This window comes from Chitiniphilus purpureus, assembly GCF_025642115.1.
Lineage (GTDB): Bacteria > Pseudomonadota > Gammaproteobacteria > Burkholderiales > Chitinibacteraceae > Chitiniphilus > Chitiniphilus purpureus.
Map to the genome: position 1 here is coordinate 3,836,122 of NZ_CP106753.1, position 24,561 is coordinate 3,860,682.

The following is a 24,561-nucleotide window of genomic DNA, read 5'->3' on the forward strand; positions in this document are numbered from 1 at the left end:
TTCAGATCTCCGTCAGGCCAGGATGGTCGCGATGGGGCTTGTCCAGGTAGTAGCCCTGGACCAGGTCCACTCCGAATTCGACCAGCATGTCGTAGATGGTTTCGTTTTCGACGAATTCGGCAATCGTGGTTTTTTCCATGGCATGCGCCATGTCGACGATGCCCCGCACGAACACCTGACTGTCGCGGTCGTGTGCCAGATCGCGCACGAAGAAGCCGTCGATCTTGAGGATGTCGGCCTTGAGCTGCTTCAGGTAGGCGAACGAGGCGAAGCCGTTGCCGAAGTCGTCCAGGCATACGGTACAGCCGGTGGCACGCAGCGCATCGATGAAGCGCTGCGCGTCGCGCAGGTCGGACACGGCCGCCGTCTCGGTCAGCTCGACCAGCAGCCGCCGCGGATCGACACGGTGCAGGCTGAGCAGGCGGCTGATGAATTCGGGCAGTTCGGGTTCGTCGAACGAGCGCCCGGAGACATTGATCGCAATCGACGGGATATGCGGCCGGCCCGCAAGCAGCTCGATGGTGCGCTTGATCACCCAGCGGTCGATGTCGACGATCTTGCCGGTCTTCTCAGCATGCGGGATGAAGTGCCCGGGCAGGATGAGGTTGCCCGGGTTCTGCGTATCGTGCATGCGGACCAACGCCTCCAGGTGCGCCAGTTGCCGGTCCTTTGCGCCGTAGACGCCCTGGAAGTGCAGCTCGAAACCGTCCTGTTCCAGCGCCTCGACGATACGGTCCTTCCACGACAGACGATTGAGCGCGGTGCGGGAGGGGTCGGCATCCGGCCGGTACAGCCGCCAGGTGGCCTTGCCGGCCGCCTTGGCCTGGTACATTGCCGAATCGGCATGCGCCACCAACTCGCCCGGGCTGCTGGCGTGCTGCGGGAACAGCGCGACGCCCACCGATGAGGACGGCCGCAGCAGGTGGCCGTCGATCTTGAACTGGATCTGCGCGATGCTGGCGACGATGCGCTCGGCGAGCTTGCCCACCTCGAACTCGGTGCAGTCCGGCACCAGGATGGCGAACTCGTCGCCGCCCAGGCGCGAGAGCACTTCGTGCCGCCGCACCTGTGCACCGATCTCGCGCGCGATCGCGTTCAGCAGCTCGTCGCCGATGCCATGGCCGAAGGTATCGTTGACGTACTTGAATTCATCCAGGTCGAAGAACAGCAGCGCCATCGAGGTTTGCCGGCGGTCGGCCTCCGAGACCATGCGCTCGAGTTCCTGCTGGAAGCGGTGGCGGTTGTAAAGGCCGGTGAGCGCGTCGCGCTCGGCAAGGCTGATCATGCGCTCGGCCAGCTGCCGCTCCTGCGTCACATCCTCGTAGATCCACATCCGCCCGCGATTGCCCTGGCCGCCACCGACCCGGTAGCACTGCTGCGTCAGCACCCGGCCGTCGTTCATCACCAGCTCGCCGTAGTCCACCCGGTCATCGATCTGCGCCGCCTCCTGCAGGTAGTGCGCGAGGATGTCACCGATCGCCGGCCGGTTCTCCGCCTGCTGCAGCACCTGGCCGATGGGCTTGTCGACGATGCTCACCTGCATCGGGATGCCCCACAGCGCACAGAACGCCGGGTTGTGGAACACCACGCGGTTGTCCTGATCGACGAACAGCACGCCGAAACGCATCGCCGACAACAGTGCGGTCAGGCGCGCGCGCTCGGCCTCGGCGCGCTGCAGATAGCCCTGGCCCAGCGCCTGGATCTGGCGCAGCTCGATCACTGCCTTGCGGAGCGCCAGCCGGTCGTCCTTCAGCTCGGAATTGTCGCGGATGCTGGCCCGCAGCCCGAGGTAATCACCGCGGCTGTCGTAGAGCGGCTGCCACGAGGCGGCCGCCCAGAACAGCGAGCCGTCGCGGCGCACCGCCCGGAACTCGAAATCCTGCACCGACGAGCGTTCGATCAGCGCCCGGTCGAGTGCTTCCATCAGGCGCATGCGCTCGTCCGGGCTGGCGAGCGACAGCGGAAAATCACCAAGACGCAGGCACTCGTTGACCGAGTAGCCGGCCAGCCGTGTCACCGATGCGTTGACCCAGACAAGCTTGCCCTCCGGGTCCAGCCATAGTTCGGTGGAATAGGTGTAGTCGGCGATGGCGTGGAATTTTTCCTCATTGTGGCGCAGTGCCACCATGCGCTCGCGGATCGAGTGCGACATGTCGTTGAAGCGCCGCGCCAGCTGCGCCACCTCGTCGTCGCCGCGCGGCACCGGCAGGTCGGCATAGTCGCCGGCAGCGCCGGTCTCGACCGCCGCCAGCAGCTTGTAGAGCCGATGCGTCAGCCACAGCCCGAGCAGCGCCATCAAGGCCGACGAGGCGACGATGCCGGCGATCATGGTCATCGCGTTCTGGAAGGTGAGCCGGTTGATCGCCTCGCGCATGATGCCGGTGGTGATGCCAAAGCGCAGCTCGCCCAGCACCTCGCCACCGTATTCGATGGTGGAACTGGCATGGATCAGCGCCGGGATCGGGTCGTGTCCATCCAGGGGCGAGGTCGGCGGCAGCGGGTGGGTGATATCCCAACCGCGCGCGGCGACCACGTTGCGCTGCGCATCCAGCAGCACCAGGTAGTCGATCCCTTCGGGCGCGCGGATGGTATCGATCAGATCGGCGGCGCGCGAAAAATCGTTGTTGAACAGTGGCCCGGAAAACGCCGCATTCAGCAGGCGCGACAACTCCTGCACCCGCACCGCCGTGGTCTCGGCGGTCGCTTCGCTCCAGATGCGCGACGTGTTGAACAGCAGAAACGCCAGGATCGTGCATTGCACGAGAATGCTGGCGACGATCAGCCGGGTACGCAGCGATCCAGGGGTGGTAAGGGTGCGCATCGGGTGGTTCCGCTCGCGCCCGCCTGCGGCCGCGATGCTGCCTCCTGTTCTTGTGGTTTGTAAGCCTGCGGGCCGCAACGTGGCTCAGCGGCGCAGCGGTTTGATGAATACCTTGGAGCGCCGCTGGTAATTGTATAGCTGCTTTTTCTCCATCGGCAGCTCGTCCACCGACGCCTGCCGGAAACCGCGCTCGACAAACCAGTGGCTGGTGCGCGTGGTCAGTGCGAACAGCTGGCCCATGCCCTGGCTGCGTGCGCGCTGCTCCACATGGCGCAGCAGCTCGGCGCCGCGATCGGCGTCGCGATAGTCCGGATGGATTACCAGGCACGCAAGCTCGGCCATCCTGCTTTCCGCAAACGGATGGAAGGCCACGCAGCCGATGATCTTGCCGTCATGCTCCAGCACCGAGTAGCGATGGATCTCCCGCTCGATCAGCTCACGGCCGCGCTTGACCAGCACGCCCGCCTCTTCGAGCGGCTCGATCAGCGCCAGCATGCCGCCCACGTCGTCGATATCGGCCTGGCGCAGCGTTTCGAGCGGCTCGCGCGAAATCATGGTGCCGATGCCTTCGTGGGTGAACAACTCCATCAGCAGGCCGCCGTCCACGTGGTGGCTGATCAGGTGCGCCCGGTTCACCTGGCTGCGCACGGCGCGCAACGCGCACGGCAGATACAGCCGGATATCCTCGTTGGCCTCCGGATGCGCCTCCAGGAATTCCTCGGCCGCCGATGCGGTCAGCTCAGTCTGCAGCTCGCCGGCGGCATCGACCACCCCGTCGTGGCCGAACAGGAACAGGAGCTTGTCGGCCTTGAGCGCGATCGCCGTGCTGGTGGCCACGTCCTCCAGCGGCACGTTGAAGATCTCGCCGGTGGGCGAATAGCCCAGCGTCGAGAGCAGCACCAGCTCGCCGTCCTGCAGCCGTTGCCCGATCGCCAGTGTGTCCACCTTGCGCACTTCACCGGTGTACATCAGGTCGATGCCGTCGACCACGCCCATCGGCTGCGCGGTGATGAAGTTGCCGGCGGCCACGCGGATATCGGCATTGGCCATCGGCGAATTGGCCAGACCGCTGGACAGCAGCGCCTCGATCTCCACCCGCACCTGGCCCACCGCCTGGATCACGCATTCGAGCGATTCACCGTCGGTGACGCGCAGGCCACGGTGATAGCGCGTCGCCAGACCGCGCTCGGCCATGCGCGCCTCGATCTGCGGCCGCGCGCCGTGCACCACCACCAGACGCACTCCCAGGCTCGCCAACAGGTTGATGTCGTGGGTCAGTGTGACAAAACGCCCTTCGCGGACCACCTCGCCGCCCAACGCGATCACGAAGGTACGCCCCCGGAACGCGTGGATGTACGGCGCGGCCTGCCGGAACCACTGGACGAAATCGGCTGCGTGCATGTGTTCTCCTTGCCGCAAGGATAACGGCCCCGGGGCCGCTTGGGAACGCGCGAGGCCGATCCCGTTGTAAGCCGGCCCGCCAGGGCGCCACAGCCCTGAACTGTCAGCCCGGATAGCCGTCCGGATTGCCCTGTTGCCAGCGCCAGGCGTCGGCGCACATCTCGGCCAAGCCTTTCTCGGCACGCCAGCCCAGGCGTTCGGCCGCACTGGCCGGATCGGCGTAGCAGCTCGCCACGTCGCCCGGCCGGCGTGCGACGATCCGGTAGGGCACCGCGCGGCCGCTCGCGGTCTCGAACGCGCGCACCATCTCCAGCACCGAATAGCCCTGGCCGGTACCGAGGTTCACGGCGAGGCAGCCGCTTGCGCCCTCGATCTTCTGCAGGGCCTTCACATGCCCACGCGCCAGGTCCACCACGTGGATGTAGTCGCGCACCCCAGTGCCGTCCGGGGTCGGATAGTCACCGCCGAACACCGACAGCTCGTCGCGCTTGCCGACCGCCACCTGGGAAATATAGGGCAGGAGGTTGTTGGGAATGCCGCGCGGGTCCTCGCCGATCAGACCTGAGGCGTGCGCACCCACCGGGTTGAAGTAGCGCAGGATGGCGATCTCCCAATCCGGGCAGGCGTGGTGGTGGTCACGCAGCATGTCCTCGATCATGAGCTTGGTACGCCCATACGGATTGGTGGCCGACAGTGGAAAGTCCTCGCGGATCGGCACGGCATGCGGATCGCCGTACACCGTGGCCGACGACGAGAACACCAGACGCCGTACCCCGGCCGCGCCCATCGCCTCCAGCAGCCGCACGGTGCCGACCACGTTGTTGTCGTAGTACAGCAGCGGCTGTGCCACCGACTCGCCCACCGCCTTGAGCCCGGCGAAGTGGACCACCGCGGCGATCGGCCAGCGGCGGAACGCCGCGGCAAGATCCGCGCTGGCGCGGATATCCCCCTGCATATGCGCCACCGGGCGTCCGGTGATGCGCTCCAGCCGGGCCAGCACCTCGGGCTTGGCATTGCTGAAATTGTCGAAGATCACCGGCGTGAAGCCGGCGGCACTCAACTCGATGTAGGTGTGCGAGCCGATATAGCCCGCACCGCCTGTCAGTAGGATATGCACGGTAGTTTGCTCCCGGATGGATCGGATCAGCGCCGCTCCTGCCGCCACAGCAACACCAGCGCGATCGCCATGAAAAGCAGCGTGGGGATGGAGACGACCAGCGGCGCCGGCCAGTGATTGAGCTGCCCCAGGTAGACCACCACCCGGTTCAGGAAATGGAATGCCAGCCCGGCGAGGATGCCGACGAACAGCCGTGCACCCACATTGGCGGCACGGCGCTGCGCCTGGGCAAATGGCAGCGCGATCACCATCATCGACAGGCAGGCGAGCGGGTAGAACAGCTTGCCCCACAGCGCCAGCTCATAGCGGCTGGTCTGCTGCTTGTTGCGTGCCAGATGGTCGATATAACGGAACAGCGACCGGGCCGACATCTGCGCAGGCTCGACCAGCAGCACCGCCAGCATCTCCGGCGTGATCGCGGTCTTCCACTCCAGGCTGGTCGGATTGACCACCTGCACCCCCTGCATGTCCTTGCCGAAGCGGGTCTCGCGCGCCGGCGCAAGCTGCCACCGCCCGTTGTCCTGGTACTGCCCCTCGCCCCCCTCCAGGATGCGGGTCAGCACCAGACCCTGGCCCAGTTCATAGATGCGGATGCCGCGGATGGTCAGGTCGGGCAGCATCTCGCCGATGTTGACGATCTGCCGGTCGTCCTTGACCCAGACCCCGGAGCGGAACTCGCCGACCAGCAGCTTCTTGGTGGCCGACAACCGGTGCTGGTTGGCCATGCGCTCCGCATGCGGCACCACCACCTCGCCCAGCGCCACCGTCACCGTGGCATAGCAGGCGCCGGCCAGCATCAGCCAGGCCAGCAGCCGTGCCACCGAGACGCCCGAGGCACGCATCACCGTCAGCTCGGAATGCCCGGCCAGGTTGGCAAGCGCGAAGATCGCGCCGATCAGCACCGCGATCGGCATCAGCTCGTAGGCATTGCCCGGGGTGCGCAGCAACACGAAATACACCGCGTCGAGCAGGCGATAGCCGCCCTGGCCCAGGTCGGACAGCTCGGCGATCAGATCGAAGAAGGTATAGAGCCCGAGCAGCCCGCCCAGCGTGGACAGCACGAAGACGGTCAGCTCCTTGGAGAGATAGCGCGCAAGCAGGCTCATCGTACCCCCCGCAAGCGGCTGCGCCAGCGGTACAGCCATAGTGTCAGGCACAGCGCCGCCCCATGCAGCGGCCACATGCCAAGCCAGGGCGGGATCCTGCCGGTGGCGATCCATACCTGGAACAGGTTGATGCAGTTGTAATAGAAGAAGTACAGGAAGGCGGCGAACACCAGATTGAACGCCCGTCCACCGCGCGGATTGAAGAACGCGAGCGGCACCGCCGCCAGTGACAGGATCAGCGCCGAGACCGGCAACGCCATGCGCCATGCCAGTTCGGCCTGATGCTCCAGCTTGTCGCTCTCCCACAGTTCGTGGCTTTGGGTGGCACGGGTGGAGACACTGGTCGCCGCGCGCTCGTTCTGGCTGACCAGCAGGTTGGCCTTGTCGAAGGTGAGCACCTCGAACTGCGCCGAACCGGGCACGCCGGAGTACGCGCGCCCTTCGCCCAGCCACAGCCAGCGCTCGCCATCCGGCCCCAAGGTAAGGCCACCGCGCTGCGCCAGGATGATCGAAAGCTTGTCCTCGCGCCGCATCTGGACGAACACGTTGCTGCCGCTCGCGCCTTCGCCAAAGCTCTCGACGAAGTACACCCGGTCCGAACCGCCCGATTCGCGGAACACCCCCGGTGCCACCTGGGTGATCTCCTGCCGCGACAGCGACTCCTTGCGGAACTCGTCGCCCTTTTTCATCGCCCAGGGCGAGACGAACAGCGCAAGCGCGGCGATCAGCGCCACAATGGGCAGCGTGAATTCGAGCACCGGCGCCACGAAGTCGCGCACCGAGCGGCCGCTGGCAAACCAGATCACCATCTCGTTGTCGCGCCACAGCCGCATCATCACCGACAGGACCGCGGCGAACAGCATCAGCGACAGCAACGTGGGCAGGTAGCGGATCGAAGTGAAGCCCATCATGGCCCAGACTGCGCCCGAGGCCAACGAGCCGACTGCCGCCTGCCCGAGAAAACGCACGATCTGCGTTGTCATCACCAGCAGCAGCACCACGACGAATACGGCGAGTGCCACCCAGGACATCTCGTGGATCAGGCTCTTGCGAAACAGCATGCGTTTTTGACTTATGCGGGGGGCTGGGAAATAATCGGCGAACTCTTGTAAGAATGCGTCAGGTGCGCCACAGGCCACACCGGCTAATCTTGTCTGCGGCCGTGCGCCGCGCCCGTCCGGCACTGCCTCAGGAGGTCCGCCGTGGAATTTAGCATAAATCCCCTCAGCCCCGAAAAAGCCCAGGGCGACAGCATCCTGCTGCCGCTGACAGGGCAGAAGCTGCCGTCGTCGTACCAGAAACTCGACGAGGCGACGGGCGGTGCACTCAGCACGCTGCTCGCCCAAGGCGAACTTGCGGCCAAGGCTGGCAGCATCGCCAGCGCCCATCTCGTCATGAACGGCAGGTTGCGGCGGCTGGTCCTGCTGCAACTGGGCGAAACACCGGACGCGGCCAGCTGGCGCAGCGCCACGGCCGCCGTGGCCCGGGTCCTGCTCGCCGGCAAGGGCGCCAGCGCCGACCTGTATCTTGCGCTGCCCAAAGGGCTGGACCTGGAGGCTTCGGTGGCTGCGCTGGCGCAGGCCCTGGTACTGGAGTCGTATCGTTTCGATGACTTCAAATCCACGCCCGAACCGCTTCCGGCGCTGACCAACGTGAATTTTGCCGTGCCCCGCAAGGCCGACACCGCTGGGGCGCGTGCAGGTCTTGCGCAGGGTCTGGCCGTGGCGCGCGGGATGAACCTGACCCGGCACCTGGGCAATCTGCCGCCCAATGTCTGCACACCGACCTATCTCGCCGACGAGGCGCAACGGCTGGCCAAGGCGCATGGTCTCAAGGTGATGGTGCTCGACCAGCCGGAACTCGAGGCCGAAGGGCTGGCGTCGTTCCTTGCGGTGGCCAAGGGCTCGACCCAGCCACCCAAGCTGATCGTGCTCGAATACCGCGGCGGCAAGAAAGGCGCGAAGCCGGTGGCGCTGGTCGGCAAGGGCATCACCTTCGATTCGGGCGGGATTTCGATCAAGCCCGGCGAAGGCATGGACGAGATGAAGTACGACATGTGCGGTGCGGCCACGGTGCTCGGCACACTGCAGGCCGCCGCCGAACTTGCGCTGCCCATCAATCTGGTCGGCGTGATCGCCGCGTGCGAGAACATGCCGGCGGGCAATGCCACCAAGCCGGGCGACATCCTCAAGAGCCTTGCCGGCATCAGCATCGAAGTACTCAACACCGATGCCGAGGGCCGGCTGATCCTGTGCGATGCGCTCACCTACGCCCATCGCTTCCAGCCCGAGACGGTGATCGACATCGCCACGCTGACCGGCGCCTGCATCATTGCACTGGGCCATGTGGCAAGCGGCCTGTACGCGAACGACGAAGCGCTGGCCGCCGAACTGCTCGGCGCGGCGGAGCACACCGGCGACAAGGCATGGCGCATGCCGCTGTGGGACGACTACCAGGAGCAGCTCAAATCCAATTTCGCCGATCTTGCCAATATCGGCGGCCGCCCTGCCGGCTCAGTCACCGCGGCCTGCTTCCTGTCGCGCTTTGCCAAGGACTACCGCTGGGCGCACCTGGATATCGCCGGCACCGCCTGGAAATCCGGTGCGGCCAAGGGTGCCACCGGCCGGCCGGTGCCGCTGCTGGTCGCCTTTCTCAGTGCCCGCGCGCAGCAGGCACCGGTGACGAGGAAAGCGTGATCCGGGCCGGCATGGACGTCACCTTCTACTTCAACGTCAAGCATCGCGGACACGCGCTGTGCCAGCTGGTCGGCAAGGCCCTGGCACAGCGGCTGACCATCAACGTGCTGACCGCCAGCGATGCCGACAGCCGCGAACTCGACCGGTTGCTGTGGGAAATCCCGCAGATCGGCTTTCTGCCGCATTGCGCGGCGGACGATCCGCTGGCACCGGTCACGCCCATCGTGATCGACCATCGGCCGGCCCTGCTCAGCGACAGGGCTGCGCTGTTCAATTGGACCGAAGCAGCAATCCCTGCGGAGCTGGACGGCCATCAGCGCGTGCTGGAGATCGTGGAGCGCGATGACGCGGCCCGCGATCAGGCGCGCGAGCGCTGGCGCAGCTATCAGGCACGCGGCGTCACGCCGCAGGCCGTGGACATGCTCGAACTGGCCGCACAGCGGCAGGCGGGGTGATGGAAGATCCGGACGACAGCGTCAGCCCGCTGTTCAACAAGATGGACGCCCTGATGGCGCGCCATCGTGGCGGTGGGGCACCGCAGACCAACGACGACATCCCGGTGCTGACCGATGCACTGGACGACGATATTCCGGTGCTGACCGAGGAAGTCCTCCCGACGCGGGGCGCGCCATCCGGCCCTGCCCCGGCTGCCGGAGCGGCGGATGGCGGCCTGATGTTTCCGCCCGACGAATTCGACCTGCCACCGCCCCGACCGATGCCGGCCGCCGCTGCGGCGGACCTGCCGACCCCGCCGCCGCCGCAACCGGTCTTCCTGGACCTGCCGCTGCTCGACCTGGATGCGCTGCTCACCGATCCGGCACCGTTCGGCCCGCCCGAGGAACCGGAGACGACCCGCGCATCGCTGCCCGCCGAATGGGACGATGCAGCGCAGCCCGAGGCGGAAGATGATGAACCACCGCTGCTGGTGGAAACCATCGATTACGTGACGCTCGACTGGGAAGACGAGCCATCCGCCCAGCAGGATGCGGGCGACACGGTACTGGTGGCCGCGCCTGCCGATGCCCCGGCACAGCACGACGCAATGCCTGAGCCTGAGCCTGAGCCTGAGCCTGAGCCTGAGCCTGAGCCTGAGCCTGAGCCTGAGCCTGAGCCTGAGCCTGAGCCTGAGCCTGAGCCTGAGCCTGAGCCTGAGCCTGAGCCTGAGCCTGAGCCTGAGCCTGAGCCTGAGCCTGAGCCTGAGCCTGAGCCTGAGCCGCAGTCAGCGTATGTGCCGGATGCGCTGCTGCAGACCGCAGTTCATCAGCCGCCGACGACCGATCGGCAGGCGCAGGCCGTGGCGTTCTCCCACGGCGGCGGCATGCCGGCCAACCCGACCTGGCATGGTCCGGGTCAGGCGCTGCCGGATCCCATGGCCTTGGCCCAGCAGCCCTCTGAGCCTGACCTGCGCATCGTCTTCGCAGCCGAGCCGCCGATCGAATTCGACCTGGATGCGCTCTCCGAAACGGCACCGCTGCCACCCGAAGCCGCGGCGCCTGTCGCAGCAGCGTTTGTTGCAGCATTGGCTGAGGCTGAGGCTGAGGCTGAGGCTGAGGCTGAGGCTGAGGCTGAGGCTGAGGCTGAGGCTGAGGCTGAGGCTGAGGCTGAGGCTGAGGCTGAGGCTGAGGCTGAGGCTGAGGCTGAGGCTGAGGCTGAGGCTGAGGCTGAGGCTGAGGCTGAGGCTGAGGCTGAGGCTGAGGCTGAGGCTGAGGCTGCAGCAGTCTGGCCGGAAACTCCGGTCGCGTCAGCCCCCATCGTGCCACCGCCACCCGAGCCCATCGCACCGCCGCCGACGCCCAAGCTCGATGCGGCAACCGTGGCCGAATTGACCGCGGGGGTGGCCGCGCACTTGGCAGTGGATATCGCGATGGAAGTGGACCGGCTCTCGCGGCAGCACTTCAAGACGCTGATGAGTACGCTCTTCACCGAGGCGGCCACCACGCTTGCCACCCAGATCAGTCATGACCTGGAAGCCAAGCTCGCACCACGTGTCACGCATCTGGTGGAGGAGGAACTGCGGCGACGCGGCTTGCTGGACTAGGCCCGGGCATTGCCGATACCGATCGGCCACGCGGCCAAACCGCTGCCACCGCGTGGCACTGACCCGTGGATCACCCCGCCTGCAGCGGGCGCGACGCTGGGCGCCTCACGCAGCGCCCGATATCGTTCAGTGGGGATGGCGGCGCCGGGCCAGGAAGCGGCGGACTGCCTTGAGCACCTTCCAGGCTCCCAATGCCATCGGCACCAACCGCGACAGCCCGCCCAGTTGGTTGCCGGCGATGGTGCCCACCAGCAGCGTCAACAGCGGGCCAGGCTGCTTGAAGATCCGGCTGAGCCAGCCACTTTCGCCCCGGCTGCGGAACGGGTTGCGCAGATCGTGCAGGCTGACGGTCAGCTCCACCCGGTGCAGCTCTGCTTCCAGTTGCAGCAGTTTCTTGCGCGCCTCGCGCGTGCTTCTCGCGTGCTGGTTCATGACGACAAACGCTCCCGATCACGCCGCAGTTCTTCCAAGGTGACGGCAAATGGCAGCGGCGCGCGCGTCATGCCGTTCCAGGCGAGGCGGACCAGCAACGCGCCCAGCAGCAGCAGCACGATGCCCCCCACCGTCAGCACCGGTACGCGCCACGACTCGGGCAATGCCAGTACCAGCGCCCAGGCAAAGGCGATCAGGCACATCACCCATAGGCCGGCGCCGAGCACCCCCAGCACCAGCGTGCGTACCAGGCGCTCGCGCGCCTCTTCCAATTCGATGCTGAAAATGCCCAGATGGGCATGCAGCAGGCCGAGGATGCCGCCGACCAGCCGGCGTAGGGGCCCTGAAGACGTTTGTTGTTGGCTCATGCAAAACCTGCGTGCGGCGGTATCGTGGACACGGCAAGGGCGGCCCGCCCGACGGGGGCCGCCCTTGCACCTTTCCGGCTGCGCGGCGTCAGCGGCGCGAGACCAGGAGGCCGAGCAGAAAGCCCACGCCTGCGGCCACCGTGACCGAGGTCCACGGATGGGCATGGACATACTCGTCGGTGGCCTGGGCGGCCACCCGTGCCTTTTCGGCCAACAACTGCTCGGTTTCGATCAACTTCGACTTCGCGGCATTCAGGTTGGCGGTGACCTTGTCGCGCATCGCCTGCGCCTGCTCGCCACCGACCTGGGCCGCATCCTTGAGGATGGTCTCGGTATCGGTGATCACGGTACGCAGATCATCCAGCAACACATCCTGGTCGGCTTTCAGCTTTTCGCTCATGACTGTTCTCCTGCGTTGCAAATAGGCTGGAACGGGTAACGGTAAACCGGGTCGCCCGGGGCTGACGGCTCGTTTGCATTGTCGGCAACCGGCGCGCCAAAACCCAGGCCAAGTGCAATGTTCACGCTCGATGCGTGCAAGGCGCCGCGCATGACCCACGCCAACGAGGCTAGCACTCCGTAAATCACGGCTTGCCGGTATAATTTCCCGTTTTTCCCCGCCCGCTTCCCGCCCGATCGCCCATGAGCACCGCCCTGGAACGCCTTGCCAAGAGCTTTGACCCCGCCGACATCGAACGCAGCTGGTATCCGCGCTGGGAAAGCGCGCGCTACTTCAGCCCCAGCATGGATCCGGCCACCCCGTCGTTCTGCATCCAACTGCCGCCGCCCAATGTCACCGGCACGCTGCACATGGGGCATGCCTTCAACCAGACCATCATGGATGGCCTGACCCGCTACCACCGGATGAAGGGCGAGAACACGCTCTGGCTGCCCGGCACCGACCACGCCGGCATCGCCACGCAGATCGTGGTCGAGCGCCAGCTCGAAGCCCAGGGCGTATCGCGGCACGACCTGGGCCGCACCGCCTTCATCGACAAGGTCTGGGCCTGGAAGGAACAGTCCGGCAATACCATCACCGCGCAGATGCGCCGCATGGGTGCATCGGTGGATTGGCAGCGCGAGTACTTCACGATGGACGAGAAGATGTCGTCCGTGGTGACCGAGGTATTTGTACGGCTGTACGAGGAAGGGTTGCTCTACCGTGGCAAGCGGCTGGTGAACTGGGATCCGCTGCTGGGGACCGCAGTGTCGGACCTCGAAGTGGCGAGCGAAGAGGAAGACGGCCAGCTGTGGCATATCGACTACCCGCTCGCTGACGGCTCGGGCAGGCTGACAGTGGCGACGACCCGCCCCGAGACCATGCTGGGCGACGTGGCCGTGATGGTGCATCCGGAAGACGAACGCTACGCCCATCTGATCGGCAAGGCGGTGCAGCTGCCGCTGTGCGATCGCCAGATCCCTGTCATTGCCGACGACTACGTCGATAAGGCATTCGGCACCGGTGTGGTCAAGGTGACTCCGGCACACGACTTCAACGATTATCAGGTCGGGCAACGCCACGGCCTGCCGCAGATCAGCGTGCTCACGCTCGAAGCCAGGATCAACGACAATGCCCCGGCCGCCTATCGCGGCCTGGACCGCTTTGAAGCGCGCAAGCGCATCGTGGCCGACCTGGAAGCGGCGGGGCTGCTCGCCCAGGTCAAACCGCACAAGCTGATGGTGCCGCGCTGTGAGCGCACCGGGCAGATCGTCGAGCCGATGCTGACCGACCAGTGGTTCGTCGCGATGAGCAAGCAGGATGCCGCTGGCAAGAGCATCACGCAAAAGGCGCTGGAAGTCGTCCAGAACGGCGAGGTGCAGTTTGTGCCGGGCGACTGGGTCAACACCTACTATGCCTGGCTCAACAACATCCAGGACTGGTGCGTCAGCCGGCAGCTGTGGTGGGGCCATCAGATCCCTGCGTGGTACGACGATACCGGCCGTGTCTATGTGGCACGCAACGAGGCCGAGGCGCAGGCGCAGGCCGGTGGCAAGGCGCTGTCGCGCGACAATGACGTGCTCGACACCTGGTTCAGCGCGGCGCTGGTGCCCTTCTCCACGCTGGGCTGGCCCGACGGCACGCCCGAACTCAAGGCCTTCCTGCCGTCCAGCGTGCTGGTTACCGGTTACGACATCATCTTCTTCTGGGTGGCCCGGATGATCATGATGACGCGGCACTTCACCGGCAAGGTGCCGTTCCAGCATGTCTACATCCATGGCCTGGTGCGCGACGGCGAGGGCAAGAAAATGTCCAAGTCCGAAGGCAACGTGCTCGACCCGGTGGATCTGATCGACGGCATTGCGCTCGACCCGCTGCTGGAAAAGCGCACTTCAGGGCTGCGCCGCCCGGAAAAAGCCCCGCAGGTGGCCGCCAAGACACGCAAGGAATTTCCCGACGGCATCCCGGCGTATGGTGTCGATGCGCTGCGCTTCACCTTCGCCTCGCTCGCCAGCCTTGGCCGCTCGATCAACTTCGATCAGAAACGCTGCGAGGGCTACCGCAACTTCTGCAACAAGCTGTGGAACGCCACCCGCTTCGTGCTGATGAATGTGGAAGGGCAGGACTGCGGCCTTGCCGCCGATGCCGCTCTTGATCATGGTTTTGCCGAGCGCTGGATCATCGGCCGGCTGCAGGAGGCCGAGCAGGCGGTCACGCTGGCCCTCGATACCTTCCGCTTCGACCTTGCCGCCCAGGCGATCTACGAATTCGTCTGGAACGAGTACTGCGACTGGTACATCGAGCTGGCCAAGGTATCGCTGCAGCAGGGCGACGCCGCCCGCCAGCGTGCCACGCGTCGTACCCTGATCCGGGTACTGGAAGTGATCCTGCGCCTGACCCATCCCATCATGCCCTTCATCACCGAGGAACTGTGGCAGGTGGTGGCACCGCTGGCCGGCCGTCGTGATACGGAATCGTTGATGCTGGCCGCCTGGCCCCAGGCGGATCTGTCCAAGGTCGATGCCAACGCCAATGCCGACGTGGCGGTGCTGCAGGCATTGGCCTTCGCCGCGCGCAATCTGCGAGGCGAAATGGGCCTGCCGCCAGCGCAGAAGGTCCCGCTGTTCATCGAAGGCGATGCGGCCCTGGCCCGCTTTGGTGCCTACCTCGTCCCGCTGGCCAAGCTCAGCGAGGTTCACGTGGTGGCCCAACTGCCCGAGGACGACGCCCCGGTGGCGGTGGCTGGTGGGATCCGGCTGATGCTGAAGGTGGAAGTGGACAAGGCCGCGGAAAGCGCGCGCCTGACCAAGGAGATCGCCAAGGTCGAGGACGGGCTGGCCAAGATGCAGGCCAAGCTGGACAAGCCCGGCTACGCCGACAAGGCACCACCGCACCTGGTGGCGAAGGATCGGGCGCTGGTGGCCGAGCTGACCGACAAGCTCGCCACGCTGCAGGCCCAGCTGCGCAAGCTTTCCTGAAGCGGTTACGGTTCGGGACGGTCAGGTGCCGCCGCGCTGGCAGCGGCACCGCGTCAGCATTCAGGGCACGGTCACGCGGACCCAGACATCCGGAGCTTCGCGTGGACGCCAGTTGATCTCGATGCCGGAATCGACATTGCGGGTGGCGCGATAGGCATAGCCTTCGTGCCATACCCACTCGCCCTTGCGGTAGCGGTGGCCCCGCTCCCAGTTGCCGGGCCGCCAATGCGGGTCACGCGCCCAGGGCTTGTCATCATGCGCGTGACGACGCCAGCGGCGGCGGTCGTCATCATCATCCTCGTCGTCGTCATCGTCGTCGTCATCCCAGCGATGCCGCCCATCATTCCGGGCATAGCGTACCGGCTCCCACAACGATGGCGCGGCCTGGGGCGTCCAGCGCGCGCCGCGCCAGGCAGTATGGCTCTGCAGTACCCGGAACGGCTGCCCCTGGTAGTACACCACCTCGCCTACGCTGTAGTGGCGGCCTTCGCGCCATTGTGGCGCGGCCAGCGCCTGTCCTGCGATCAGGATCAGCCCCAGGCCAAGGGCCGTGATCAGCAAAGATGGTTTTCTCATCATTTTTTCTCCTTTCCGGGCGCATGCGTCGCTGCGCCGCTTCTTCGATGATCCACACCCCTGTCCACCTACGTCGCTGCTGCCAAGTTTCCCCGTCAAGAAGGCGGCGCTTGTGGCACGGCAGGTCATGAGCGGCAGGTGTGGCGACAGTCTGCAACAGGTGTCCCTGGCATCGTCAGTGATGACGCGCACACCATGGCCGTGCTCACAATCGGATTGGCACTATGCCGGCTACCCGCAGTCTTGGTCTGTTCCAATGCAAAGCGGGCCAGCCCGAAAGCCGACCCGCTTTGCGCCGCAATCAGCCGCTGGCTACTGCCCGATATAGCGGCAGACATCGTCGGCGGTGCACAGCCACGGTATCTGCCTGCCACCGACCACATTGAGCGGCGGCCTGTTCACCTCATCGGTCTGTATGCCCTGGTAGGTGTAGACGACCTCCTGCCCCGGCTCATTGCGCCACGGCCGGGTCGTGATCACACTGCCCGCTTCGCTGGTGGTCTTGAGTGCCGTGACCACCTGCAGCGGATCGGTCACCTTATCGATCTGGTAGACCCCGGCCTCGAAGAACGCGACGTTGTACGGGGAGGTGATGCCGTAGTTGCGGCAGCGCATCACCGTGAGGCGCCCTTGGAAATCGACCTGGGCCAGGCTCACGCGGCTGTCCAGACGCAGGTACTCCCAGGCACCGCTCTGGGGCCCGGGCACCTCGCCTTGCGTCCACCAGCGCGCCCGGTAGACCTTGCCGTCATAACTTGCCTGCTGGCCGGCAACGAAGGTCTGCTCCGGTACCCATTCAGGCACCGCCGCACTGGTGGCGACAAGTTCCCAGGCACCCCAGCCGCCGGCCTGCGGCCGTTCGCCCTGGGTCCACCAGCGTGCCCGGTATTCCCCGCCTTGATAGGTGACAGTCTGCCCCGCCGTATACACCTGCTCTGCCTGCCAGGCAGAGGCTGGCGTAGGGGCAGCGGCCGGGACCGGTGCGACCACCGGCGTGATGGGCGCCGGCGTCACGGTGACAGGCGTCGGCGAGGGCTGTGGCAGCACCGGGGTGACCCCGACGGGTTTGAGCGAGACCTGTTTACTGTAGTAGTTGCACCCGGTATACCCGTCCGGCGGGGTGGGCATGACCGGTGAGGGCAGCGGCGTGACCGGTGTGGGGATGACCGGGGTCGGCGTCAGCGGATTGGGCCTATCCGGGTGGTCCGGTGTCGGGGTATAGCCATGGGCCAGCGCAGCCAGTGTTGCATAGATCAACGCACCCACAGTACTCGTGATTTTCATTTCCGAGCTCCATTTAATAGTTGTCAAAGTGAGCCAAGCCTCTGATGCCAGAGGCATGACCATTTGATATTAATGGAGCAGGTGAAAGCCTGAGCCGCCATCGGGCACAAGCAATAGACAGTCCATCGACAGCAAAATCAGAATATTCTGATCAGCCGGCTGCCATTTCACCGTCAACTTGCATGCTCAGGGCAGCGTCACCCTGAACCAGACATCAGGGGCACGGTCCGGACGCCAGTTCACTTCCACACTGGGGCCGATGTTGCGCCGGGCCTGATAGGCATAGCCGTCGTACCAGACCCACTCGCCGCGCTGGTAACGCCGATCGTGGTCCCATCCCGCCGGCCGCCAGTGGCGATCGCGCTTCCACGGCTTGTCACCGCGATAGCCCGGATCCCCCGGGTAGCCATTCGGGCCACGCCATTGGCCGGTATCGTGGCCGTTTTCATCGTAATAGCGACGGTCACGCGCGTACCCGTGATGATGGCCGCGGTGGCCACGTACGGGCTCCCACAACGACGGTGCCGCAGCCGGCGTCCAACCGGCGCCGCGCCATGCGGTGTGGTTTTGCAGCACACGCCAGCTCTGGCCGCGGTATTCGACGACCTCGCCCTCGCGGTAATGGCGGCCTTCGCGCCACCCGTGCTGTGCCTGGGCGGCACCTGCCAGCAGCGCCGTGCCGAGCAGCAAGGCATGGATCAGGGTCTTCATGGCGTTTCTCCTTGGTTTTGACGCCCCGCAGCCTTTAATGCCCGGCACCGTGGCTGCGTTGACGCGCTGCCGCGGTGCTGTGATCGGGGCCACATCCCGCAAAGGCGCCCATCGTCATTGCATGGCCAAGGACAGCCCGGCCGGGGGGCGGAAAAAAAACGGGCAAGCCCGGAGGCTTGCCCGTTCTGGCGACAACGGCTGCGATTTACTGCAGCGTGGCCACCGGCAGGTTCGGATATTCCTGCGCAACTGCGTATTCCTTGCCGCCAATCGTCACTACGTAGTTGGACGGGCCGGAAATCGGCAGGTAGTAGTTGAGGGCTACGTCGATCGTGGCACCCGGGGCGATCGCTTGCCAGCTCGGCAGCGTGAACGATGCCGTGTGGAAGTCACCCTTGAAGCCGCCAACGTTCGGACCGGTATGCTCCGAAGCCGTCACGCGCAGGCCGGTACCGGACTGATCGGACATGTTGTTCGGCGCGGAGACCGGGTAGTTGAACTCGACCTTGGAGCCGCCCGGGATCGCCGTGGTGCCCTTGTTGGTGATCTTCAGCTTGGGGTTGATCGGGTAGTTCTGATCGCCCAGCTTGAACTCGGTCACCGCGAACTCCAGGTTGACGGCCTGTGCCGGCATCGCACGCTTGGCGCGCTTGTTGCCGTACGGGGTCGCCTTCTGGAAGTTCTGCGCCAAGAGGCGGGTCAGCGTCGAACCCTGGACGTACTGGCCCTTGGTGCCGTTCAGATTGGTCTTGTTGCCGTCCCAATCGTAGTCACCAGCCAGTTCCCAGAACATCGCACCACCGATGCCGTTGCTGTTGATCCACTCGGCCTTCTTCTGGATGGACTGCTCATCCTCGGTCGAGAGGAACACCTTCTTGTCGGCATTCCACAGCCACGGCGCAACCAGGGTCGCATCGTAGAAGCGGGTGTAGGTGCCGGTGATGTCGGCGGCGCTGAGCTTGTACATCGGCAGGTAGTCACCCGCGATGCCCTTCTCCAGGTTCTTGGCGTGCCACATCGGGTTGGAGCCGGCGCCCAGTTCCTTGCCCTGCGCGTCCAGATCGTGCCAGATGTTGTCGATGCCGGAAGCACCGTTGCCGCACGGCGGGGTCAGACCCACGTCGCAGACGGACGACGGCGCGGAACCCCACAGACCGTTGGTACCGCCGCTGACGTTCTTCCAGCCGCGGGTGTAGAACGGCATACCGACGTTGATCCGGCCGGACGGCAGGCTGCCGCGGAAGTAGCGATAGGCCCAATCGGAGTTCAGGTAACCGATGCCGCCGTATTGGGCGGTGGTATACACCGACCACTTGGCAAGCTCGGCATCCTTGCCGTCGTCGAACAGTGCAGCGTTCGGGCCGACGAACTCGTTCCAGGCGCCATGCAGGTCATACGTCATCATGTTGACGTAATCGAGGTACTTCACGCTCTGGTAGGTTTCCATGCCGCGCAGCAGGTAACCCGAGGACGGCGAGGCGATGGTCAGCATGTAGTACCGGCCATCGGCCACCGAGGCGGCATCCAGCTTGGCACGCAGCACCTTCAGCAGCTCGCGGTAGGACGCTTGCAGGCCAGCCAGACGCGGCGACGACACCGACCAGTCCAGCGGGTTGCCGGCGTTGGCCATGGTGGTCGGATATTCGTAGTCGATATCCACGCCGTCGAAGTTGTACTTCTTCAGGAAGGTGACCACGGAATCAGCGAAGGCATTGATGCCGGCGGTGTTGATGCTGCCGTTGGCATTGGTGGTCATGCTGTAGAAGCCACCGGAGGACACGCGGTTGCCGTTGGCATCGAAGTAGCCGCCGGTTTCAGCCCAGCCGCCCACCGAGACCAGCGTCTTCACGCCAGGATTCAGCTTCTTGTACTTGTTCAAGAGGTTGAAGTGGCCCTTGTACGGCAGTTGCGGATCCATCTCGGCACCCGGCACGCCCGGCCATTCCATATCGGTGGATGCATTGCCCGGGTTGTTTTCGCCAACCGAGATGCGGTTGCTGCTGTCAACGTGCGCGAACGCATAGTTGATGTGCGACAGCGAGGTCCACGGAATATTCGAGGCGAGGTAGGCGGGCAGGCCGTTCTTGCCGGTACGCCAGTTGGTGAAGTAGCCGATCACGCGGCGCTTCAGCCCGTTGGCCAGCACTTCGCGGCCATCGGCATCGTAGGCTTTGCAGTACGGCACATTGGCCACGCCGGAAGGCTCGAGTCCGTCCGGACGGCAGTCGGTGCCCGGGGTCGGGGTCGGGGTCGGCGTGGGCGTCGGCGGCGTGGGAGTCGGCGTCGGAGTGGGCGGTGTGGGCGTCGGGGTCGGCGTCGGCGGTGTGGGCGTCGGCGTCGGGGTCGGCGGCGTGGGAGTCGGCGTCGGCGTCGGCGGCGTGGGAGTCGGCGTCGGCGTCGGCGGTGTGGGCGTCGGCGTCGGGGTCACCCCGGTGCCACAGTTGCCGAGGTTCTTCCAAACGCCCCAGTCACCGGATTGTGCCGGGTTGTCGCCCTGGGTCCACCACTTGGCTTCGTAGTTGACGCCATTATGGGTCACGCGGGCGCCGCCGCTGTAGACAGCGGAGGCAGACCATACCTGGTGGCAGGTCGACGGTGTCGGCGTGGCCGGGGTCGGGGTCACCGTCGGAGTCGGAGTCGGGGCAACCGGCGTCGGGGTCGGCACGACCGGGGTCGGGGTCGGGGCCACCGGCGTCGGGGTCGGAGCCACCGGAGTCGGGGTCGGGGTGCCAGTCGATACGCCCAGGTCCTTCCACAGTGTCGGCGTGGAAGCCGGGTTCCAGTTGGCGCCCACATAGGCGACGTGGGTTACCAGAGCCTCATATTCGCGGCCCGAATAGCTCACCTTGGTGCCGGCGGTATAGGTATTGCCTTCTTGCCAGGCAGGGGAAGCCGCATAGGAATATGCGACTGCCAGCATGGCAGGAAGGAGCGCTAGCGACAGTCGAGAGGTCGACATAGACAGGGTTCTCCATCCTCGTTGATTGACTATTGTCCGTGCGACCAAAGGCGCTTTTTCTGGAGCACGGGGGCGTTATCTTCAAGTAAGAAAAGACTTGAACACCCTAAAGCCGCCATGGGTCAAATACCCATAGGCCGGCGGCAACCCCGATTACCGGCGACCCCCATTTCCTTGTCAACTGCCCTTGGGCGGCACGATAGGTGGTCTGCCCTCATGCTTCACTCCCATACCAGCTTCGCACTACATAAATGCCCGTCCCAGCACTTTTTGCATTGCAGCAGAACAATTGAATCACTTTGAAATTAAATGGAATTTCTACAATTCCGATATCTTGCCCTACATCATTAGTTTTTTCTGATGTAATTGAATGCTTTTGCATGGCGTAGTCCGCTTCGATATCCATGCCGTTTGTCTGCGACGTTCGGGAAAGATGTTTTGGCCGGGCCAATTGCGATATCAAAGGACTGCACCATGCGTTTATTTCCAATTCCTTTCTTGTTTATTCTTCATTAGTAATTAAACAGATACGAAATTGCTATCAGGCGGCCATGGGGACCAGCGACATTCCCGCGGTGAACGCCTGTCGGTTCCGGCAACTTGCCGCCCACCGGGCGATCTGATAAAACCCGAGTGCTTCACTCGGAAATTCTTCATGTTGATTCGCAAGCTGTACAAGTTCGAAAGTGCGCACATCGTGCGCAATTGCTCCAGTGACCGGTGCAGCCGCTCCATCCACGGGCACAGCTACAAGGTGGAGGTGTTGCTGGAGGCGCATGCGCTGGATCACGGGCAGATGGTGTATGACTTCGGCCTGATGAAGGGCACGATCAAGGACGCCATCGATGCCTTCGATCATGCGATCTGCTATTGGGATCGTGACGATGCGGAATACATCCGGTTATGCCAGCAGTTCTCGGCACGCTGGATCGCCCTGCCCGTCTCGCCATCGGCGGAGCAGTTCGCAAGGCTGTTCTTTGTCGTGATCGACGCCCTGCTGCGCCAGACCGACATGTGCAACGGCGAGAGTCCGGATGTGCGGCTGCACTCGGTGATCGCCCATGAAACCGATACCGGCTATGCGCAGGCCTTCCGCGAAGACGCATACAACGCGCGGATGGGCGAGATCCAGCTGGCCGACATCGTGTTCTCGGAGCAGGTCAGGGCGGAATGGCGCGATCCGCGGATGATGGCGCGGCTGCTGGCCGGCGAGCGTTTTGCCAATCCGGCCGCGACACTGCAGATCCGCCCTTAGCCTCGCTACGCCTCGCTGCGCGTTGCAGCCACCGCCACCATCAGCACGATCGCGCCGTATGGCCACAGATCGCCGATCAAGGCGGCCATCCCGCTGAAATGCTGCAGGTGCCCGTACTGCCAGCGGAACAGCGCCAACGTGGCCGACAGCTGCGCAGCCAACGGCCAGGCCCAGCTCACGCCGAGCGCAGCGGCCGAAGCCAGCGCCCCCAGCAACGCGCGCAATCGCCGGTTCAGCCGCGCGCAGGCCGCCAGCACCACGATGCCGCCGCCTGCGCCGATCAGCACATTGAGATTGATCCAGGCAAAGAACTCGGCACGCTTGAGCATCACCCCGGCGAAGAACAGCTTGATCAGCAGACCGATGCCGAGCGCCAACGTCATGGCCGGTACCACCTGCCGCTGATACCGCACCAGGATGGAGACAAACAACGCCACACCGATCAGGTGCAAGGCCACGCCGCTGCTTTCGAGCAGATCGAGGAACAGGCGCGCATCCGACAGCGGCGAGATGAACGGCTGCGGCAGCGCCACGGCCTCGACCACCACGCCAAGGAACGGCACCGAGGGATCAAGCTGCGTCACATACCACAGGCCCAGCCACGCGAGGCTCCACTCGCCCAGTGCGCCGGGTGCCAGGAAATGGTGGCGCAGCACCAGCCAGCGCCGCTGCCAGCGCCGGCTGCCGACCACCAAGCCGAGCGTGGCGCCGATCACCGCACCGCAGCCGTTGGCCAGGATGTCCAGGTTGGAGGCGACACGGTCCGGCAGGAATTGCTGGGCGAACTCGACCGCGGCCGAAAGGCCGGTGCCGCTCAGCACTGCCAATGGCCAGGCATACCAGCGCCGGCGCCACGACAGCACCAGTGCCAGACCCAGCGGCACATATGCCAGCACGTTGGCGAAGTTGTCGAAGAACGTGAAGTAGTACGGCAGCGGATAGCGATAGAACGCCAGCACCGGCTCGCCGTTGTAGTGCCATCCGGAGAACGGATAGAAGCTCAACAGCAGGATGATCAGCAGATAGCAGGCGAGGAAATAGCGGGACAGGCGCGATGGCGGGAGATGGCCTGCAAGATAGCTGACGGGAGGAAAGGAGCGCATGCCCAGGTCAATGCATTCCAGTCCGGGCCCTGCCCGGCGCTCGGCCAGGGCAGCGGCGCGGCCCCGGCGATACGGCGGCGCGGCTTGTCAGCACACGCCGCCACCACTGATCACTTCGCGGTCTTGACCTCGGTCCACAGCCGGCTCATATCGCGCAGTTGCTTGCCCTGCACATCGTTGAGCTGCTGCAGCCCCTTCATCGCGGCCGCATCCGGGAACACCGCGCTGATCTTCTTGATCTCCGGCTGCACAAACGGGGCGGCGGCGCTGTTCGGATTGCCCGAGCCGATCATGTTGGTCAGCTCCGACGAGTTCTTGCCATCGAGCATGAAGTTGATGAACTTATGCGCAAGATCGGGGCGCGGTGCGCTCCTGAGCACCATCATGCTGTCGAGCGACAAGGTGTTGCCTTCCTTCTGCAGCCCGTAGCCGATGCCGAACGGGCGCTTGGCGGCCTTGGCATCGAGATTGGCCTGGAACATGTCGTTCGAATAGCCGTGCGCCACCCAGATGTTGCCTACGGTCAGCTCCTTGATGTAGCTCTGGGTGTTGAAGGCGGCCCAGTACGGCTTGGCCTGCTTGATGGTGTCGGCGGCCTTCTTCCATTCGGCAGGATTGCTTGAATTGGCGGAGTAGCCGTTGTACATCAGCGCGGCGGCAAACAGCTCGCGGCTGTCGTCGAGCACGGTGACCTTGCCCTTGATCTTGGCGAGCACCTTCGGATCGAAGATGATGGCCCACGAAGCAGGGTTCAGGCCCAGCTCCTTGATCTTCTTGTCGTTGTAGCCCACCAGCGTGGTGGTGAAGGCGTACGGCACCGAGAAGCGGTTGCCCTTGTCGAACTGCGTGTTCATGAACGCGGCGTTGACGTTCTTGATATTGGGCAGCTTGGATTTGTCGAGCGGTTGCACCAGGTTCTGCTTGACCAGCGGCGATATTGCGAAGCCGGTGGGTACGACGATGTCGTAGCCCTTGGCGCCAGCGGCGAACTTGGCCAGCATTTCCTCCATCGCCCCGTAATAGTCCTGCACCACGCGGCACTTGCACTCCTTCTCGAAGCGCTTGACCGTCTCCGGCGCGATGTAGTTATTCCAGTTGTAGACGTGCAGCACCTCTTCGGCCTGGGCCAGGCCGGCGAACAACGACAGTGCCAGAAGCAGCTTTTTCATCTGTGTGATCTCCCCGGAAAGCAAACCAAAAGGCACGGCACACGCCGCAGACCGGGGCGATTATGCCACGGATTGCGGGCATGCCAGCCCACCCATGCCTGCGTTGTC

Annotated in this window: 20 protein-coding genes; 5 read left to right on the forward strand and 15 right to left on the reverse strand. The window is 65.0% G+C overall.

What is annotated here, in order from left to right; genetic code table 11:
• Nucleotide 1: 1 nt before the first annotated feature.
• The 5 genes from N8I74_RS17785 to lptF all read right to left on the reverse strand — a co-directional run bounded on the left by N8I74_RS17785 (nt 2) and on the right by lptF (nt 7,506).
• A complete protein-coding gene (locus N8I74_RS17785; protein ID WP_263124531.1) occupies nt 2–2,821 on the reverse strand; it encodes a bifunctional diguanylate cyclase/phosphodiesterase in 2,820 nt (939 codons plus the stop codon).
• An 84-nt stretch (nt 2,822–2,905) separates the two neighbouring features.
• On the reverse strand, nt 2,906–4,222 hold the full coding sequence (argA, locus tag N8I74_RS17790; RefSeq protein WP_263124532.1) for an amino-acid N-acetyltransferase: 1,317 nt from the start codon (nt 4,220–4,222) through the stop codon (nt 2,906–2,908).
• A gap of 103 nt (nt 4,223–4,325) precedes the next feature.
• Nucleotides 4,326–5,339 carry a UDP-glucose 4-epimerase GalE gene (galE, locus tag N8I74_RS17795; protein WP_263124533.1) on the reverse strand — a complete coding sequence of 338 codons (1,014 nt, stop codon included), beginning with the start codon at nt 5,337–5,339 and terminating at the stop codon, nt 4,326–4,328.
• Nucleotides 5,340–5,365: 26 nt separating this feature from the next.
• The gene (gene lptG, locus N8I74_RS17800) at nt 5,366–6,445 is read right to left on the reverse strand and encodes an LPS export ABC transporter permease LptG (protein WP_263124534.1); all 1,080 of its coding nucleotides are present in this window, start codon (nt 6,443–6,445) and stop codon (nt 5,366–5,368) included.
• The gene (gene lptF, locus N8I74_RS17805; protein WP_263124535.1) at nt 6,442–7,506 is read right to left on the reverse strand and encodes an LPS export ABC transporter permease LptF; all 1,065 of its coding nucleotides are present in this window, start codon (nt 7,504–7,506) and stop codon (nt 6,442–6,444) included. Before lptF ends, lptG begins: the two co-directional genes overlap by 4 nt.
• 141 nt (nt 7,507–7,647) lie before the next feature.
• Here lptF and N8I74_RS17810 point away from each other — a divergent pair, with 141 nt between their 5' ends.
• From N8I74_RS17810 to N8I74_RS17820, 3 genes are read left to right on the forward strand one after another with little or no spacing between them, the layout of a single operon-like run.
• Nucleotides 7,648–9,141, forward strand: coding sequence for a leucyl aminopeptidase (locus N8I74_RS17810; protein WP_263124536.1), 1,494 nt, complete (start codon nt 7,648–7,650; stop codon nt 9,139–9,141).
• A complete protein-coding gene (locus tag N8I74_RS17815) occupies nt 9,138–9,596 on the forward strand; it encodes a DNA polymerase III subunit chi (RefSeq protein WP_263124537.1) in 459 nt (152 codons plus the stop codon). The genes N8I74_RS17810 and N8I74_RS17815 overlap by 4 nt, the downstream gene beginning before the upstream one ends.
• Nucleotides 9,596–11,179 carry a hypothetical protein gene (locus N8I74_RS17820; protein WP_263124538.1) on the forward strand — a complete coding sequence of 528 codons (1,584 nt, stop codon included), beginning with the start codon at nt 9,596–9,598 and terminating at the stop codon, nt 11,177–11,179. Before N8I74_RS17815 ends, N8I74_RS17820 begins: the two co-directional genes overlap by 1 nt.
• Nucleotides 11,180–11,305: 126 nt before the next feature.
• On the opposite strand, the gene N8I74_RS17825 is transcribed toward N8I74_RS17820, so the two are convergent.
• The 3 genes from N8I74_RS17825 to N8I74_RS17835 all read right to left on the reverse strand — a co-directional run bounded on the left by N8I74_RS17825 (nt 11,306) and on the right by N8I74_RS17835 (nt 12,379).
• Nucleotides 11,306–11,611: a hypothetical protein gene (locus tag N8I74_RS17825; protein ID WP_263124539.1), complete on the reverse strand. Its 306-nt coding sequence runs from the start codon at nt 11,609–11,611 to the stop codon at nt 11,306–11,308.
• Nucleotides 11,608–11,979, reverse strand: coding sequence for a phage holin family protein (locus N8I74_RS17830; protein ID WP_263124540.1), 372 nt, complete (start codon nt 11,977–11,979; stop codon nt 11,608–11,610). Before N8I74_RS17830 ends, N8I74_RS17825 begins: the two co-directional genes overlap by 4 nt.
• 88 nt (nt 11,980–12,067) lie before the next feature.
• A complete protein-coding gene (locus tag N8I74_RS17835) occupies nt 12,068–12,379 on the reverse strand; it encodes a DUF883 family protein (RefSeq protein WP_263124541.1) in 312 nt (103 codons plus the stop codon).
• Nucleotides 12,380–12,621: 242 nt separating this feature from the next.
• On the opposite strand from N8I74_RS17835, the gene N8I74_RS17840 reads away from it, so the two are divergent.
• Nucleotides 12,622–15,396, forward strand: a complete 2,775-nt coding sequence (locus N8I74_RS17840) for a valine--tRNA ligase (protein WP_263124542.1) — start codon at nt 12,622–12,624, stop codon at nt 15,394–15,396.
• Between the two features lie 60 nt (nt 15,397–15,456).
• On the opposite strand, the gene N8I74_RS17845 is transcribed toward N8I74_RS17840, so the two are convergent.
• The 5 genes from N8I74_RS17845 to N8I74_RS17865 all read right to left on the reverse strand — a co-directional run bounded on the left by N8I74_RS17845 (nt 15,457) and on the right by N8I74_RS17865 (nt 21,332).
• A complete protein-coding gene (locus N8I74_RS17845) occupies nt 15,457–15,972 on the reverse strand; it encodes a carbohydrate-binding protein (RefSeq protein WP_263124543.1) in 516 nt (171 codons plus the stop codon).
• Between the two features lie 312 nt (nt 15,973–16,284).
• Nucleotides 16,285–17,256, reverse strand: coding sequence for a carbohydrate-binding protein (locus N8I74_RS17850; RefSeq protein WP_263124544.1), 972 nt, complete (start codon nt 17,254–17,256; stop codon nt 16,285–16,287).
• A gap of 186 nt (nt 17,257–17,442) precedes the next feature.
• A complete protein-coding gene (locus tag N8I74_RS17855; protein ID WP_263124545.1) occupies nt 17,443–17,967 on the reverse strand; it encodes a carbohydrate-binding protein in 525 nt (174 codons plus the stop codon).
• A 205-nt stretch (nt 17,968–18,172) separates the two neighbouring features.
• On the reverse strand, nt 18,173–20,926 hold the full coding sequence (locus N8I74_RS17860; protein WP_408611840.1) for a chitinase C-terminal domain-containing protein: 2,754 nt from the start codon (nt 20,924–20,926) through the stop codon (nt 18,173–18,175).
• A gap of 214 nt (nt 20,927–21,140) precedes the next feature.
• Entirely contained in the window at nt 21,141–21,332 is a 192-nt protein-coding gene (locus N8I74_RS17865; protein ID WP_263124546.1) for a hypothetical protein, read from the reverse strand.
• 249 nt (nt 21,333–21,581) lie between these two features.
• Between N8I74_RS17865 and N8I74_RS17870 the strand changes: the two genes are divergently transcribed.
• Nucleotides 21,582–22,181 (forward strand): 6-pyruvoyl trahydropterin synthase family protein, encoded by a 600-nt coding sequence (locus N8I74_RS17870; protein ID WP_263124547.1) that lies wholly within the window; start codon nt 21,582–21,584, stop codon nt 22,179–22,181.
• Between the two features lie 5 nt (nt 22,182–22,186).
• Here the strand turns inward: N8I74_RS17870 and N8I74_RS17875 are convergent, their stop codons facing one another.
• Both N8I74_RS17875 and N8I74_RS17880 read right to left on the reverse strand, forming a co-directional pair.
• Nucleotides 22,187–23,284 carry a VanZ family protein gene (locus N8I74_RS17875; protein WP_263124548.1) on the reverse strand — a complete coding sequence of 366 codons (1,098 nt, stop codon included), beginning with the start codon at nt 23,282–23,284 and terminating at the stop codon, nt 22,187–22,189.
• Between the two features lie 110 nt (nt 23,285–23,394).
• Nucleotides 23,395–24,453, reverse strand: coding sequence for a polyamine ABC transporter substrate-binding protein (locus tag N8I74_RS17880; protein WP_263124549.1), 1,059 nt, complete (start codon nt 24,451–24,453; stop codon nt 23,395–23,397).
• Between the last annotated feature and the right edge of the window lie 108 nt (nt 24,454–24,561).